This window comes from Salinigranum marinum (assembly GCF_024228675.1).
Taxonomy (GTDB): Archaea; Halobacteriota; Halobacteria; order Halobacteriales; family Haloferacaceae; genus Salinigranum; species Salinigranum marinum.
The window spans coordinates 288700-303805 of the sequence record NZ_CP100463.1 but is presented as its reverse complement, the minus strand read 5'-3'; the positions used below and the strand labels follow the sequence as shown (position 1 = coordinate 303805).

Annotated in this window: 14 protein-coding genes and 3 pseudogenes; 12 read left to right on the top strand and 5 right to left on the bottom strand. The window is 60.4% G+C overall.

Annotated features, from left to right (window positions below):
* Positions 1-349: 349 nt before the first annotated feature.
* Together NKJ07_RS23670 and NKJ07_RS23665 are read left to right on the top strand one after the other, a co-directional pair.
* Positions 350-1516 (top strand): ISH3 family transposase, encoded by a 1167-nt coding sequence (locus NKJ07_RS23670; protein WP_318567202.1) that lies wholly within the window; start codon positions 350-352, stop codon positions 1514-1516.
* 529 nt (positions 1517-2045) lie between these two features.
* Positions 2046-3242: a methyltransferase domain-containing protein gene (locus NKJ07_RS23665; protein WP_318571006.1), complete on the top strand. Its 1197-nt coding sequence runs from the start codon at positions 2046-2048 to the stop codon at positions 3240-3242.
* A 15-nt stretch (positions 3243-3257) separates the two neighbouring features.
* On the opposite strand, the gene NKJ07_RS23660 is transcribed toward NKJ07_RS23665, so the two are convergent.
* From NKJ07_RS23660 to NKJ07_RS23650, 3 genes and pseudogenes are all read right to left on the bottom strand, one after another.
* Positions 3258-3827 (bottom strand): hypothetical protein, encoded by a 570-nt coding sequence (locus tag NKJ07_RS23660; RefSeq protein ID WP_318571005.1) that lies wholly within the window; start codon positions 3825-3827, stop codon positions 3258-3260.
* A 335-nt stretch (positions 3828-4162) separates the two neighbouring features.
* Positions 4163-4396: pseudogene (locus tag NKJ07_RS23655) on the bottom strand (transposase); the annotation flags it as partial.
* Between the two features lies 1 nt (position 4397).
* A pseudogene (locus tag NKJ07_RS23650) lies at positions 4398-4856 on the bottom strand (transposase); the annotation flags it as partial.
* A 153-nt stretch (positions 4857-5009) separates the two neighbouring features.
* Between NKJ07_RS23650 and NKJ07_RS23645 the strand changes: the two are divergent.
* A pseudogene (locus NKJ07_RS23645) lies at positions 5010-6331 on the top strand (RNA-guided endonuclease InsQ/TnpB family protein).
* A gap of 174 nt (positions 6332-6505) precedes the next feature.
* Here the strand turns inward: NKJ07_RS23645 and NKJ07_RS23640 are convergent.
* Both NKJ07_RS23640 and NKJ07_RS23635 read right to left on the bottom strand, forming a co-directional pair.
* On the bottom strand, positions 6506-6856 hold the full coding sequence (locus NKJ07_RS23640; protein ID WP_318571004.1) for a type II toxin-antitoxin system PemK/MazF family toxin: 351 nt from the start codon (positions 6854-6856) through the stop codon (positions 6506-6508).
* A complete protein-coding gene (locus tag NKJ07_RS23635; protein ID WP_318571003.1) occupies positions 6853-7224 on the bottom strand; it encodes a MarR family transcriptional regulator in 372 nt (123 codons plus the stop codon). Before NKJ07_RS23635 ends, NKJ07_RS23640 begins: the two co-directional genes overlap by 4 nt.
* A gap of 488 nt (positions 7225-7712) precedes the next feature.
* On the opposite strand from NKJ07_RS23635, the gene atpD reads away from it, so the two are divergent.
* The 9 genes from atpD (at position 7713) to NKJ07_RS23590 (ending at position 15090) form a co-directional block, all read left to right on the top strand.
* Complete coding sequence (gene atpD / locus NKJ07_RS23630) at positions 7713-9236, top strand: F0F1 ATP synthase subunit beta (protein ID WP_318571002.1); 1524 nt, start codon at positions 7713-7715, stop codon at positions 9234-9236.
* A complete protein-coding gene (gene atpC / locus NKJ07_RS23625) occupies positions 9226-9618 on the top strand; it encodes an ATP synthase F1 subunit epsilon (protein ID WP_318571001.1) in 393 nt (130 codons plus the stop codon). Before atpD ends, atpC begins: the two co-directional genes overlap by 11 nt.
* Positions 9615-9944, top strand: a complete 330-nt coding sequence (locus tag NKJ07_RS23620) for an AtpZ/AtpI family protein (RefSeq protein WP_318571000.1) — start codon at positions 9615-9617, stop codon at positions 9942-9944. Before atpC ends, NKJ07_RS23620 begins: the two co-directional genes overlap by 4 nt.
* On the top strand, positions 9941-10612 hold the full coding sequence (gene atpB / locus NKJ07_RS23615; RefSeq protein WP_318570999.1) for a F0F1 ATP synthase subunit A: 672 nt from the start codon (positions 9941-9943) through the stop codon (positions 10610-10612). The genes NKJ07_RS23620 and atpB overlap by 4 nt, the downstream gene beginning before the upstream one ends.
* Positions 10612-11160, top strand: a complete 549-nt coding sequence (gene atpE / locus NKJ07_RS23610; protein WP_318570998.1) for an ATP synthase F0 subunit C — start codon at positions 10612-10614, stop codon at positions 11158-11160. Before atpB ends, atpE begins: the two co-directional genes overlap by 1 nt.
* A 1-nt stretch (position 11161) precedes the next feature.
* Positions 11162-12049 (top strand): F0F1 ATP synthase subunit B, encoded by an 888-nt coding sequence (gene atpF / locus NKJ07_RS23605; RefSeq protein WP_318570997.1) that lies wholly within the window; start codon positions 11162-11164, stop codon positions 12047-12049.
* A complete protein-coding gene (locus NKJ07_RS23600; protein WP_318570996.1) occupies positions 12049-13641 on the top strand; it encodes a F0F1 ATP synthase subunit alpha in 1593 nt (530 codons plus the stop codon). Before atpF ends, NKJ07_RS23600 begins: the two co-directional genes overlap by 1 nt.
* Complete coding sequence (locus NKJ07_RS23595) at positions 13638-14525, top strand: F0F1 ATP synthase subunit gamma (protein ID WP_318570995.1); 888 nt, start codon at positions 13638-13640, stop codon at positions 14523-14525. Before NKJ07_RS23600 ends, NKJ07_RS23595 begins: the two co-directional genes overlap by 4 nt.
* A gap of 391 nt (positions 14526-14916) precedes the next feature.
* Positions 14917-15090, top strand: coding sequence for an RING finger protein (locus NKJ07_RS23590; protein ID WP_318570994.1), 174 nt, complete (start codon positions 14917-14919; stop codon positions 15088-15090).
* Positions 15091-15106 lie beyond the last annotated feature (16 nt).

Genomic DNA, 15106 nt, shown 5'->3' with positions numbered 1-15106 from the left:
GAGATGGGCCGAGACGTGTCTCAGTCGTCACGCAGGTAGCGAGACACCCCAAGACGCCATACAACAGGTCGAGACTACTCCGATGCGAGAGAGAATGACAGAGCGAGACCGATGAGGGCGACGATGACAGCGCCCTTCCCCACGGTTACGACTTCCGGTTTGCCGAAGGGTGGCAGGAAGTCGATTTCGGTTCGCGTCCGAGCCGGTCGAGTGTTCATACTCTCACCCCCCAATCCTCCTTAGTCACCGTCGTTCTCGGCGTGAGCATATGGGTTCAGATCCGCACTACTGACACTTATACTCAGTACTTCACGAAGCCGGTTAGTTGAGACGTCTGCTTGCGGAAGGTGTGCTTAGAACCCAGCAAGCAGACAGTAGACTCCATGAGGACCAGATTCTTAACTTCCTCGTCAACACCCTTGACGAGGAAGTTTCGATCACTCTCGGTGAGAACGCTCAGATAACGTCGGAAGAGATCTGTGAGGTCCTCGTCGGCGCGTGCGCCGACGGGACCTCAATCTCGACACTTTGTGAGAATAGTGCTAACTCCCCTCGTGCCAACGCCGTCCTCTATCATCTTCGGACGAAGTTCGAGCTGGAACAGCTCGAACGAGTCGGAAACACACTCCTCCAGCGAGATATTCTCGATGCCCTTCCCAAGCAGGTGGAGGTCGTCGCTGACCTCCACCTGCGTCCCTACTACGGTGACGAAGACGGCACAGAGGGCCTCTACCACTCGGAAGCCAAGCGTGGAACAACCGCATTCCACGCGTACGCGACGCTGTACGCACGCGTGAAGAACAAACGCTACACGCTGGCGGTGCGCCGTCTTGTCGACGGCGACACCGCCAGCAGCGTCCTCGCCGAGTTTCTCGGTATCCTTGACGGCCTTGACCTCGGCGTCAAGGCCGTCTACCTCGATCGAGAATTCTACGACAGCAAGTGTCTCACGCTGCTGCAGGCGCACAACCACGCGTACGTCATCCCGATTATCCGGTGGGGTCAGTCGATCAAGCAAGAACTCTCCGAGGGCTGGAGTCGCGTGATTCACCACGACATGACGGCGAAACTCGACGGTCACAGCTGGACCGTCGAGTTTCCCGTCTACATCGACTGTACCTACCAGAACGGACGATACGACGAACATGGCGTGGCGCGTCACGGCTACGCCGCTGACGCGCCGTTCATCAATTCTCCTCGCGACGCTCGATACCACTACGCGAAACGCTTCGGTATCGAGGCCAGCTACCGACTCTCCGAGCAAACGATTGCGACGACTACGACACAGGATCCGGCGGTACGGCTGCTGTACGTCGTAGTGAGTTTGCTGTTACAGAACGTGTGGCGGTATCTGCACTGGGAGTATGTGGCGACGCCCCGCCGAGGCGGGCGTCGCCTCTGGGAGTGGTCGTATAAGGAGTTCACCAACATGATCCGACGGGCAGCGTGGACGGCCCTCGCGACGCGTCGGGCCGTCCCCGCAAACCGACCGCCGGACGACCGGTTCGTCCGGTAACGACCGATCGAGTACGCCCCTGCGGTGAGTGGCAAGGCTGTCGCGTCGGCGGCGGATCGCCGCCGACAGCGACGATCTTCTCTTGATCTTCCGGTGACCCCCTCGTCAAGATCGATAGTGGAGTCGATTCGACACGGAACTTAAGCTTCAGAGGTGGTTAGCCGAGGAAGTTTCGTGAAGTACTGATACTTCGAACCAGTGTGGACCCCTACAAACCTTTTTCAAACCGAAAGCTGACGCTCGGCGGCCAGCGAGACGTCTGAAGTTTATTTAATTACTGAATCTCTGTAAATAGTCATGCACAATACAATGTTAACGCTGGATAGGTAGCCTATGACCACGCATGACTATCAAAACTGATATTTGGACGGCACTCTTAAGTACTAAAATCTCTCAGTTTAGTCACTCACGCTTCAGGTGGCTTCCCAAGCCGCCGTCCCGAATTTCTGAGTGGCTACGAGAAACGGCTTTTTCGAAATTGATATATGGGGGCTGTCGTTTATAAATGGTTACAATTATGTGCTGGTAGATGAGTCAACACCAAGCACAAACTGTCGAGAAGACTACCGACAGAATTTATCAACTATTGCTGTGCCCATCGTGTGGCGGCGACCTCGTTTTGGAGCGATTTGACCAGTCGAATGGTGTTTTCAGGTGTGCCGAGTCTTGCGGAACGGTGTGGCCCTTCATCGACGACATCCCAAGATTCGTTGATATCGATTTTCTCGAGGATTCGGAGTCATTTAAGATGTATTTACACCGGTTTGCATCTGAGTTGGAGTCCATCGACCCTGACTTTCTCCACAACACGGATCGGTCGATCGACGAGGGGGACAGCGAGATTGAGAAGGACACAAACACATATTTCGGCCATGCTTGGTCTGAGGCATCGGAATGGGGATGGATCGACGAGTCGGAAGTCCCGGAATCCGAGGAACTCCGATATAAGGGCGGTACAATCCAGGCGACGGAGTCGGCGTGGGAGTCGAAAGCCCTGATGTGTGAGGATGATATCGGCCCTGGTTCTCTCGTGCTCGACGCCGGTTGCGGTAACGGGCGGTTCTCTGAGATGGCTGCTCAAAGCGGCGCATCGGTCATCTCAGTCGACCTCGGGACGGAAACGGTCGAGACCGCTTCAGAGAATCTTGAACAGCGAGACAACGTGTTCGTCGTTCAGGGCAACTTATTCGAGCTCCCGTTCAAACGTGGTGTCTTTGATGCAGCCTTCTCCATCGGAGTTCTCCACCACACGGGAGACGCACGTGCAGCCTTCGATTCTGTCTCAAAACATGTTTCTGATGACGGTATCTTCTCCGTGACGGTGTATCACAAACTGAATCCAGTCTGGATGAAAATCAACGATGCACTGCGGAGTTACACGACAGATCTCTCGATCGAGTCCGGGGAGCGGTTCGCAGAAGGCATGGCGAGCCTTGCACGAGTCGCCCACCGAATCCATCCGCACGTCCTACACGGGCTCAACCTGCTCTTTCGGCTGCAACCCACGCGAACACACATGTTCGATTGGTACTCCGCACCGACAGCTTCGTTCCACACGTATTCCGAGGTCGAACGCTGGTTCATCGAAAATGGATTCAGCATCACAAATACCAACAAAACGGCCGAATACGATGATCGTCTCGTCTTAGAACCGTGGGCGGCGACTGTCAAGGGCACGAAGTCCGATTCTACTGGCACTGGCGGTTTCTTCCCTTATTTCGGCTGACGCCGATTATCCGTATCAAGAGACGTAATCACCGGGGAACCGGTCTTCGAGTGCTTCGCCGATAACTTTCTTGGCGCGTCGTGCTCGCTGGAATGTGGCCCACCAAGAGACATCGAGAATGCGGATCGGTGGGAACACAGTGGTAAAGTTCGCGCCTCCCTCGCCGGGAGAGTTGAGTTGTTCGTCGAGCCGTCGCAGGAGTTCCTTCGTCGCCCCGACGTAGAGGATTCGATTCGCTGAGATTGTCTCGTTCCACTCGTGACCGATGTTGATGCCGCTTGTGACGGCCGTGCTCCCAAATTGACGATTCTGGAGGCATTCGAGGACGTAGACGGCGTTTGTCCGGAGCGTCGCGCCGGTGGCGTGCGGGAGGGCGGCCAACACGAGTGTCTGGACCGAGGTGTCGTAGCGAAGCGGGAGCGTCGCGGGACTGTCGTCGAGCTCCTGCCACGAGGTCTCGGGGACGCGAGGGGCAATCTCTCGAACACGCTCCGTTACGCTGACGCGCTGATCGGGATCAGGGTGGTCCTCTGGCTCGCCGAACCGACTCGGTGCGATCGGATCTCCATCACGGACGTAGTGCATCTGTCGGTGAATGTATGGTGAGACAGAATATTAAGCTCAAAGATAAGGGTGAAAGTAAACGTCGGGCTCTGTTCCGACGGACAGGCGTTTAGATCCGCTGGATGGAGGAAAGTTGTCTATGAAGCGCCGATCCAGGCGGCCAAGATAGAGAACTCAATGCGTTGGATTTCGGCCGATACAGGGTTCGATCTGGGTAGTGGTTCGGGGCAAAATTGCTAGGTCAATCGCGATCGACCCGGGAGGTGGCAGATCCAGTATGTGAGATCCGATGATCGGGGGAAGGCGGGCCAGCGCGGCCGCTGGCCAGCCAGTCGGACCCGACAGCCGTCAGGCGATCAGTCTGGTGGATCGACGCCGTAGTTCTGTTTGGCGATTGTGAGGAACGTCGATCCACGCAGGCGTGTACACGCTCGCTCGTCGCCGAGCGAGCGTTTCACCAGCATGTCGACGAGTCGCCACAGCGAGTACAGCAGACACGCGAAGATGAAATTGAAAAACCGGTAGCGATGGTCTGTACTGGTCGTATCGGCCATGAACGATTTGACTTTCCGGTAGCCGTTCTCGATACCCGCGACTGACGTGATCCGCAACCGTCGCTGCTTCATCGAGTATCGCTTGATCGTTTAGGTCTGGTTCGTTCTCCTCGTCACGGTGAGGCGAAAGGCGACGTTCTGGCTCGCGTGGGACTGCGACATCCGCGTCCTGGGCTTTGATGAGGATGGTCTGCGCAGCTGTCTCGACGGTACTGCGAAGCTCGGCGGTGAATCGTTCGTGCCAACTACGCCACAGCGTCGACTGGTCCGGGACACTTTCTAAGCCTAGCTGCTCGCAGAGTACAGGGCGACACTCGAGATACTCGATCAGTGCGGTTTCGTGGGCCCACCCGTGGAGCTCTTTCAGCAAGAACACGCGAAAGAGCGTGTCTATCTCGTCGCAAGTCGACCCCACGTAGCGGTCGTGGGTGGTGAATCCGAAATACGCCAATGGGAGTGCACGGACGAAGTTCTCCACCGACTCGTGGCGATTATAGAGATTCGAGGAGAATACCCGCGCCTTTAGGCGCGGGATGAATCCGACAACCCCTCCACAACCCACCGTCGATGGCAAAGCAGGATATTCCACTCTCCTCAAACCGAAACCTTACAAGAGACACGAGTATAAGTGCTTATACAGGCTTTCACAATGCTGGAAGTCCACCGCACTCACCGAGCGAAAATCCTCAACCACAGTCAGGTAGAGGAACCGCTCGACCGGCACGGGTGGTCGGCCAGCAAGCTCTGGAACGTCGCCAATTACCATTCCCGCCAAGTGTGGGATGAAACCGGCGAGATTCCTGACCACGGCGACCTCAAAGACGAGTTGAAAGGTCACACCAAATACAAAGGACTGCACTCACAGTCCAGTCAGCGCGTTCTGGAGGAACTCGCTGAAGCCTTCAACTCGTGGGACGGCAAGAGGAAGTCAGACAGTCGAGCGAACCCGCCCGGCTACCGCAAGAAAAACTACTACGACGACCACGGCAACCGCGTCCACGAAGAACACCCCGTTCGACGGTGACGTGGAAGCAGAACGGCATCAAACACGACACCAAGAACAACCGTGTCCGACTTTCAAAGGGCGCGAATCACAAGGAACACCCCCGAGCGTGGGAATACATCCTTGTCGAATACGAGACGCGGCCCGGAGTCACGGTCGAGAATCTCCAGCAGGTCAGAGCCGTCTACGACAAGGCAAAGGGACGCTGGGAACTCCACCTTGTCTGCAAAGCCGAAGTAGAGACGCCCAACGCACCCGGCGAGGAGACGGCGGGTATCGACCTCGGCATCTGTAACTTCGCGGCGGTCGCGTACAGTACCGAGGAAGCCGACTTGTACCCCGGCAATCGCTTGAAACAGGACGGCTACTCCTTCCCGAAGGAAATCGCCAAGTGCGACGACTCGGGGGGTCAAGAAGCCACTCGACTCCACGCGAAGTGGTCGGAGCGCCGTACTCACTTCTTCCACAGCCTCGCTAAACACATCGTTGAACGGTGTATCGAGAAGGGAGTGTGTCACATCAACATCGGAGAACTCGCTGGAGTCCGCGAAGAGGACGATAACAACGAGTCGAAGAACTGGGGGCGGCACGGCAATCTCAACCTGCACGGGTGGGCGTTCGATAGGTTCTCGAACATCCTCGAATACAAGGCGACGGTTGAGGGCATCGAAGTCGTAGAAGTGTCCGAGCGCGACACGAGTAAGACGTGTTGCGTGTGCGGTAGAGAAGACGACAGTCAGCGCGTTGAGCGTGGCTTGTACGTGTGTGAGAAGTGTGACGCGGCGTTCAACGCTGACGTGAACGGGGCGGAGAACATCCGTCTCGACATCAATCAAAGTAACTCCGAGTCATCCGGGCAGTTGTCCGGGGATAGGAGTACCGGCTGGTTGGCACAGCCCGGAGTCTACCTTCACGACCTCTCCCGAGGATTCCAACCTCGGACAGAGGTGGTAGACTCCAAACCCTAATATCCCAATCCAGCGGCGCGGTGCCGTGGGATTCCTCCGCGTGAACGCGGAGGAGGATGTCAACTAGCGTACGGGGTTCAGACAACGTTCTACCGACAATTCGTTGGAAGATAGGCAAGCTACCCTATCGCTGTGTCACTTGGCCATTTCACGAATGAAAACATGGAGTCTCTGCTACTGAAGCTCTTCAACGAGTGCAGCAACCGTCTCGTCAACGAGATCTCCGGCAAGATACCCCTGCCAGAAGTCGATATCCTCGTGGTCAATGGATTGGACGCTCCACGGGACGATCCGACTCTCGTCCGGTGTCCCGCCACGAAGCCAGCTCTCCTCAGGAATAGCGATGAGGCCATCCATCCAAGACTTCGACGTTAGTGTTACCGCGATATACTGCTCGCCGTAGAACTGACGGCCTTCGTGGTTCGAGAGGATAAGCCAGGGCCGAGCGTCTTCCTCGCCTTTGAATGGATCGTCACCGTAGACGACATCGCCACGCTCAAAAATCGGTGTCTCTTCGTCGGTCACTGTTCATCCTCAACGCTCGGATGGGGCTTCTGCGGTGCGTGCTCGCGCCACGCCTCCTTATCCTCTGTACCGAGTTGGTCGTTGAACAGTGCGGTCGCACGCTCGTATCCACTGTATCCTTCGAGGCGCTCAGCATCGTCAGTCACCGCCCAGTACGTCGCCTTATGTTCGACCAGATTACGGTCCTTCAACCGTGAGAGAGCAGTACTGACTGCGCCCTCGTCGACGCCGATCTGAGAGGCGATTTCCCGGGCTTTGAACGCACGATCGTCGTTAGCGGCGAGAAATCCGAGGACCTGATCAGGGACCGAAAGATCCGCGAGCTCGTCCTCGCTCGTGTTCTCGAATGTATCTCGGTCGATTGACATCGTTGAAAGAAGGTACGTCATCCGCTGTAAAGAGTGTTAGGTGTGAAAGCTACGAAATTCTTGAAGGTGAATCACTGTCCATCGCGAAGGAGTTCGAGAACCGTATGCATTGAGACGACCCGTCTCAACTACTGTGGCTGGCCATTAGTTGAGACTAGTCCTTGTCATTCTGAGTTCCTACGCATTGAGAGGACTAGTCTCAACTTTAGCAAGGCCTGGGGGCTGAGACTACACCGAGGTCGGTGAGGCTGTAATGCGTGGTTTCGGACGGATAAGTAAACGAGAACGGCTCCAGATCGCGTTTTCCCTGTCGCACTAACGGCCAGATCAGTGATTTTCTGAAAGACTGACGCACACCCGCGACAGCGAGGACAAGTCCCTTGGATTCGGTTCTGTACCACTGGGAACGAACAGCACTATTTATGATTCTTCGTTTAGATGTTTGAGTAGACATCCCCGGCCAGCACAGGGTCCTCAAGGCAAATTCCATGGGTACGGACGACAGAACGGACGACGGACGGTCAGACTCCAGTCAGGAACCGAGCGGTGAACTCGTGGCGATCCACGACGTTGTCCTCGAGATCGCGTTCCCAGAGGGATCACTGCCTTCGATCGGTGATGCGCTCTCCATCCCTCGTCCCGATGGCGAGGTCGTCACGGCGGAGGTCCGAAGCCACACCGATCCCGATCAGGTACGGGCTCTCGCGCTTGACAACCCAGTTGGCTTGCACCGAGGCCTCGACGTGATCGCAGCAGGGCAGCCGTTGCCCATTCCCGTCGGCGAACCCATCCTCGGCCGGGCCCTCAACGTCAAAGGCGTCGCGGTGGACCACGGCGATCCGATCGAAGCGGCCCGCCACGTCGGGATCGAACAGGAACCGCCCGCCATGGTCGATCAGCGGCCCTCAAGCGAGCCGTATGAGACTGGGATCAAAGCCCTGGATCTGCTCGTCCCGATGCCCAAGGGTGGCAAACTCGGGCTCTTCGGCGGGGCGGGCGTCGGCAAGACCGTGCTCGTGATGGAGCTGATGCAGCGAACCATCACGCACGAGGGCGGAGTCCCGGTGTTCGCCGGTGTCGGCGAACGGACTCGGGAGGCAAACGAAGTCTATCTGCAGATGAAAGAGCAGGGCTTGCTGGAGGATTCGGTGCTCGTCTTCGGTCAGATGCACGAGACGCCGGGTGCCCGGTTCCGGGTCGCGCACACCGCGCTGACGGTAGCTGAGCACTTCCGGGATCACGATCATCGGGACGTGCTTCTCTTCATCGACAACATCTACCGATTCGCCCAGGCTGGGATGGAGGTCTCCGCGCTCCTGGGCAGGATCCCCTCCGAAATCGGCTACCAGCCCACGCTGGACCTGGAAATGGGTAAGCTTCAGGAGCGCATCGCGAGCACCACGCAGGGGTCGATCACGAGCATTCAAGCGATCTACGTCCCGGCGGACGACCTCACCGACCCCGGCGTCGTGGCAGCCTTCGCGCACCTCGATGCCTCGGGGGTTCTCACGCGGGACCTGGCCAGCCGGAGCTTCTACCCCGCCCTGGACCCACTTCGATCTAGCTCCTCGCTTTTGAACCCCCGCTTCGTGGGCGAGGAGCACGCCCGGATCGCGCGGAGGGTCAAGACGACGCTCGCCGAGTACGAGGACCTCAAGGACATCATCGAGATCCTCGGGATGGATGAGCTCTCCGGCGAGCAGCGCACGACCGCGCTCCGGGCCAGGCGTCTGCAACGGTTCCTCACCCAGCCGCTGTTCACGACCGAGCGCTACATCGGAACGAAGGGGGTCTCCGTGCCCCTCGAGGATACCCTCCGGGGCGTGCGCGAGATCCTCGACGGCCGCCACGACGACGTCCCCGAGCAGGCGTTCTACATGGTCGGAACGATCGACGACGCGCTCGAGAAGGCCCAGACCCTCGAGGACGAGGACGACGACCCAGGGGCGCCCTCGAGCAAGCACGGGAACCTCGCTGACGACCGTGAGGAGGGAGGAGCCCATGCATCTTGAGGTCCGCACTCCAGAGAGACTCGTCGTCGACGTGGCGGTGGAAGCCGTGAACGCGCCCCTGCCTGATGGCTGGATCGGGATCCTCTCCGGCCACGCCCCCTTCCAAGCACGCGTCCGGCCCGGCGTGATCTCCTATCGGTTGCCGGAGGGTGGGGCCCAGCAGGTCGCTGTCCACGGTGGCTTCCTATCGGTCCAGAACGACCAAGTCACCATCCTGACCGGTGTTGCGCGGGAAGGGGTCGACCTGGAGACGCTGGACGAGGCGATCAGTCACGAAGAGAAGCAGTTGGAAGCCATGGAGGAAGAGGCAAGGCAACGGTTCGATCGGATCTACCAGAAGATGACTCATTCCTTCTCGCGGAAACGACGACAAGAACCATGACAAGAAGCAGTTGGAAGCCTTGGGAGAAGAGGCAAGGCGACGATTCGACCGGAGCGACGAGAAGTTGGCCCGTCCCCTCTCGCGGGAACGGCGACGAGGAGGGCGAGGATGCGAGTTTCTGGCAGGCTATGGCCTACCTGACCTCCCTCGGTTGGGTCCTGGCGCTCCCGGTGGCGGCTGGGATTCTCCTGGGGGCGTGGCTGGACCGACAACTGGGGACTACGCCGACGTTGACCCTCGGCCTGCTCGGGGCAGGGATCGTTATCGCTGCCGTCCAAGCTTACCTCATGGTCGCCGAGGCACACGAGGAGGGGAAGCGATCATGATGGGAATCCTCGTCGCAGTTCCCCTCCCTGGCGGAGGGGCGTTCCTGATCTCCCCGACTGTCCTGGAGACCACGGGGATGGTCGGAGTCGTCGGCTTACTTGGCATCTTGGCCGGACGACGGGTTCAAGCGCGGCCAAGCGAGTGGCAGGCCGCGATCGAGTGGGGCTATCGGTACTTGGAGGATCTGCTCTCCGAGGTCACGGAGAAGGAGTCCGGCCACCGGTACGTCCCGCTCGTAGCGACCTTGGCGGTGTTCATCCTCTCAGCCGCGCTGATGGGCACCTTCCCCTTGCTCGAGGCACCCACTGCGAACCTGAATACGACCGTGGCTCTAGCGTTGGTCGTCTTTTTCGCCACTCACTACTTCGGCATTCAGGAACACGGTTGGATCGAGTACCTTCGGCAGTTTGCGGAACCTTCCTGGATCCTCGCCCCCATCAACGTCCTCGGGCACATCACGCGGACCGTCTCGCTGGCGATCCGCCTGTTCGCGAACATGCTCAGCCACCAAGTCATCATCGCAGTCCTCCTGCTGGTCGCCCCCCTGGTAATTCCCGTGATCTTCGAGCTATTCGGACTCTTCATCGGGGCGCTGCAGGCCTACATCTTCACCCTGCTCACAATCGTGTACATCGGAGGCGCCGTGCGCGCCCAGGGGGCCATGTGATGGTCTCCGCGACCTGGTTCTACGTCGTGGTCAACGTGACCGCAGCTGTTTCGATCGGGCTGGGCGTCCTCTTCCCGGCGATTGGACAGGCCAGGGCCGCCGCCGCCGCCGCCAAGGCCACCTCCCGTCAGCCCGACGAGTCGGACGTGGTCTCCCGCACCCTGTATATCGGGTTGGCCATGATCGAGTCCCAGGCGCTCTACGTTCTGATCGTCGCCTTGATCTTGCTGTTTGCCAACCCGCTCGAGGGCCGCGTGAGCGAGGCCGCATCCCAGGGCGGCGATGCAATGTGGTTCTTGATTTTCGCCTGCGTGGGGGCGGCGGTCGCGATCAACCTGGGCACGATGCTGGCCAGCATCGGACAGGGTAAGGTCGTCGAGTCGGCGGTCGAATCCATCGCCGAACAACCCGAGGCGCGAGATGATGTCTCCCGGTCACTGTACATCAGCCTCGCACTGCTCGAGTCCCTGGCCCTGTACGCGCTGATCGTCTCGCTAATCCTCCTATACGCAAACCCGCTGCTCGAGACGGCCCTGGGGGCGGGATAGCGTGCCGGAGATCGGTATCGGCGTGGACTGGACGACGATCTTCCTCCAGGCGCTGAACTTCCTGATCCTTCTCGCGATCCTCCAGCGGTTTCTCTACCGACCGCTCAGGAAGAAGATGACGGAACGGGAGGAGGAGATCGAATCCGAGATCTCGGATGCGAAACAGCGTGCTGAAGCGGCCGAGCGGGAACGCGAGGAACTCGAGGAGAAACTCGAGGAGGCTCAGGAGGAGGCAGAGAAGATCCGCACGGAAGCCCGTGAGGAGGCCGCCGAGAGACGGGAAGAAATCCTCGATCAGGCCCGAGAGGACGCCGCAGATATCCGTCAAGAGGCAAACGAACGAATCCGGCGCGAGGAGCAGGCCGCGCGAGAGCGGATCCAAGAGCGCGCCCGCCAGACCGCCGTCAAGCTGGTTCAGGACCTGCTCCGAGAGACGGGCGGGGAAGCATTGCACGACCAGCTCGTCGGCCGGTTCCTGAGCGGGGAGGACGATCTCCGGGACGCAGATCTTGATCGATTCGCGGACGCCATCCGCAAGGCGGACGGGGCTGTCCGGGTCCGAACGGCGTATCCGCTCGAGGCGAACGATCTACAGCGCCTGCGGGAGAACCTGGGGGACCACCTTCCCTGGGACGACGAGTCCTCGGTCCCCGAACTCGAGCTCACTGTCGAGGAAGACCCGGAGCTGGTGGCCGGTCTCACCCTGCTCTCCGGGGGCGTCGCCCTGGATTTGAACGTGAAGCACGCTCTCGAAGCGGTGACCGGGGGGACGACCGAGGAGAAAAAAGCTGATGGAGACGAGCGTCGAGACGCTCCCAGCGGTGAGGAGGCAGCTCAGGACGAGGAGCGGCCACGCACGCCTCAAGGGAACGGAGGGGAGGCCAGCTGATGGACCTCGACAAAGCGCTCCAGGAGGCTCTCGAGGCTCTCGAGAACGGCCCGCCGCGTCGCGTCCAAGCGTCGGTCCAGGACGTCGGGCGCGTCCTGCACGTTGGCGACGGGATCGCTCACGTCGAAGGCCTTCCTACCGTGATGCTCCACGAGCTAGTCGCCTTCGAAGACGGGACGAGGGGGGAGGTTCTCGATCTCGACGAAGAGAGCGTCGGCGTGGCCATCTACGGGGCCACCGAAGGAGTCCAGGCCGGGTCCACGGTCCGCCGCACGGGGGAAACGCTCCGGGTCCCCGTCGGGTCCGAGATCCTTGGACGCGTGGTCGACCCGCTTGGGCAACCCATGGACGGAGAGCGAGCGCTCGGTACGACGGAACGCCGGGAGATCCGCCAGCTTGCCCCGGGGCCGCTTGACCGTCAGCCGATCCGTGGGCCCCTGCTCACCGGCATCAAGTCGATCGATACCGCGACCCCGATTGGGCGCGGGCAGCGTATGCTTCTGCTCGGTGACAGGAACACGGGGAAGGCCAGCACCGCGGTGGACGCGATCCTCGCACAGGGGACCGAGGACGTCGACTGCATCTATGTCTGCATCGGCAAGAAGCGTTCGACCGTCCTGAATCTGGTCGACCAGCTCGACCGTCACGACGCCCTAGACCACACTGCGGTCGTGTTCGCCCCCGCTGATGCCCCCGCGTCCGTGCGCTACCTCTCCGCCTTGACCGGATGCACGATGGCCGAGTGGTTCGCCTGGCAAGGAGACCACAGTCTCGTCGTATACGACGACCTGTCTCGGCACGCGAACGCGTATCGCGAACTGTCCCTCCTCTTGCGACGGTCTCCCGGTCGCGAGGCCTACCCCGGCGATATCTTCTCGGTTCACGCGGGCCTGATGGAGCGTTCCTTCAAGCTCGAAGACCGGCACGGTGGCGGCTCGGCCACCGCGTTGCCGATCATCGAGACCCAACGTGGGAACATCACCGCCTTCATCCCGACGAACCTGATTTCGATGACCGACGGCCAACTCTACTTCGACCCCCACCTGTACGCGGAAGGTCGACGCCCCGCCATCGACGTCGGCCAGTCGGTCTCTCGGGTGGGCGGGGACGCCCAGCCGGGACCGCTCCAGGAGGTCGCCGCGCGGGTCAGACCCGAACTATCCCAGTACGAGGAGGTCAAGGGGTTCACGCGGTTCGGCGCGATCATCGAGGAATCGACGAAGCGGCAGATCGCTCGCGGGGAACGGCTCGTCGAGATCATCCAGCAAGAGCCGCGCGAGATCGCGGATCTCCCCATCCAAGTAGCGCTCCTGTGGACGCACCAGGAAAATCTGCTCGAGGGCTGGCCGGCTGAGGCGGTGCCGGGGTTCGAGGACGCGTTGGAAGACCATCAGGACGAGGTACCGGGGATCGCTGAGGATCTACGGAGCGCCGACACGATCACGCCAGAGCTCGAGGAGCGCCTACGGGACTGGGTCGGGGCTTCCCTCGAGGCGGCCAAGCCGGACGAGCTCCGAGACAGCGAAGGGACAGGCGAGGGTGACAGAGGACAAGAAGAAGACGTCACCCAGAACACGGAGGAGCGAGCGTGAGCCGCGAGCCGATCCAGATCGAGGATCATCTCGGTGCAGTCTCCGGCTTGGAGCCACTCATGCGGGCGATCCGCTCCGTCGCGGAGGTCGCCTACCGACGCGCCGACGAACGCTCGGAGCCGTTGGACATCTACGAGGCACATATCTCGCGCATGCTTCGAGGCGCGACGAGAGAACTCTCCGCGACGGAGCGGGCGCGGCTGCTCGGCGAAGGGGCGGGTCAACGGACCGGCGTGCTCCTCGTGGGGTCCGAACGGGGCCTGTGCGGACCGTTCAACGAGCAAGCGCTCGACACCTTCCAACGAACGCTCGATCGGGTCGAGGACGACGGGCGACACGCCGTGCCCCTGGTCCTCGGATCGAAAGCCTCCCGCGTCCTCTCACAGCGGGGGTTCGAGCCGACGTTCAGCCGCTCGCTGCCCTCGTTCAACGTTCCCCCCTACGTGCGCGTGGAGGAACTCGCACTCGAGCTCTTGGAGCTCCTCGCGGGGGATCACCTCGACGGGCTGTGCGTCGTCCACCACCGACCCGCCCAAGGGTTCGAGTACGAGACGGTCGAGAAGGCCCTCTGGCCGATCGAACCGGGTGCTGCCGATAGAGCTGCTCCTCGCGTTCCCGTTCACGCGTCTGAGGACCTGGAAGCGTTCGTGCGGCACCTTGTCACCGAGCGCTTCCTCGTCGAGCTCTACGATGCCGTCTTGCACTCATCGGCGAGCGAGCAACTCGCCCGGATCCGCACGATGCGTGTGGCCGTCGATCACGTCCAAGACCGTACGGACGACCTGCGGCGAGAGCTGCAGTGGGCCCGAAGGCACGCCGAGACACAGGCTCTCCTGCAGGTGATCAGCGGGTTCGACGCGATGGATGAACCATCCGACGGTTGATCCTCCGATGGGGAGTTCATGTCCGGGGATTTCTTGAACGTCGGCGTTCCGCTGAACATCGTGCTCAGTATCTAGGTGTTGGTGGGCGTCCTGATGTTCTGTGAGTGTTTGACCGCCACACCCCACAGCTCGGCGTCAGTGCCGCACAAAAGCTTTAGAGCAGCTCGTGTCAGTGTGGCCATTGAGCAGTCCGGTGGGATGAATTCGAGTCCGTCTAACACCACGTACAAGATACGCGCCACTACTCAGCACGACCACTGAAGCCCATCACCCATTAGCGGTTTCAGCAGAGCTACCAGAGCTACGACGAAGACAACGAGCGGCCACAGCAGCGAGTCATCGATACGTCACTGACTGAAGATTTTTCTCTCTGCCCGTCGTCTACTCGGCCATGGTCGGTTCAAAGCAATGTTACATCTGCGGAGAACCGTTCGAGCGGGCCGACGACATCGTCGAGTGTGAGCACTGCCACGTCCGGTTTCATCGAGCCTGCCTGGCGGACCGCGAGGAAGATCACTGCCCGCGGTGTGTCGACGAGGGGTGGATCAGCGTCGTCGAGTTCTAGCTTTACCGTTCCGTTG

What these genes read in the sequence shown, in the direction of transcription:
- NKJ07_RS23590 (WP_318570994.1), top strand. Translation starts at nt 14,917, where the DNA reads ATGGTCGGTTCAAAGCAATGTTACATCTGCGGAGAACCGTTCGAGCGG.
- atpC (WP_318571001.1), top strand. Translation starts at nt 9,226, where the DNA reads ATGCATCTTGAGGTCCGCACTCCAGAGAGACTCGTCGTCGACGTGGCG.
- atpD (WP_318571002.1), top strand. Translation starts at nt 7,713, where the DNA reads ATGGGTACGGACGACAGAACGGACGACGGACGGTCAGACTCCAGTCAG.
- NKJ07_RS23665 (WP_318571006.1), top strand. Translation starts at nt 2,046, where the DNA reads ATGAGTCAACACCAAGCACAAACTGTCGAGAAGACTACCGACAGAATT.
- atpB (WP_318570999.1), top strand. Translation starts at nt 9,941, where the DNA reads ATGATGGGAATCCTCGTCGCAGTTCCCCTCCCTGGCGGAGGGGCGTTC.
- NKJ07_RS23600 (WP_318570996.1), top strand. Translation starts at nt 12,049, where the DNA reads ATGGACCTCGACAAAGCGCTCCAGGAGGCTCTCGAGGCTCTCGAGAAC.
- atpE (WP_318570998.1), top strand. Translation starts at nt 10,612, where the DNA reads ATGGTCTCCGCGACCTGGTTCTACGTCGTGGTCAACGTGACCGCAGCT.
- NKJ07_RS23620 (WP_318571000.1), top strand. Translation starts at nt 9,615, where the DNA reads ATGACAAGAAGCAGTTGGAAGCCTTGGGAGAAGAGGCAAGGCGACGAT.
- NKJ07_RS23660 (WP_318571005.1), bottom strand. Translation starts at nt 3,827, where the DNA reads ATGCACTACGTCCGTGATGGAGATCCGATCGCACCGAGTCGGTTCGGC.
- NKJ07_RS23635 (WP_318571003.1), bottom strand. Translation starts at nt 7,224, where the DNA reads ATGTCAATCGACCGAGATACATTCGAGAACACGAGCGAGGACGAGCTC.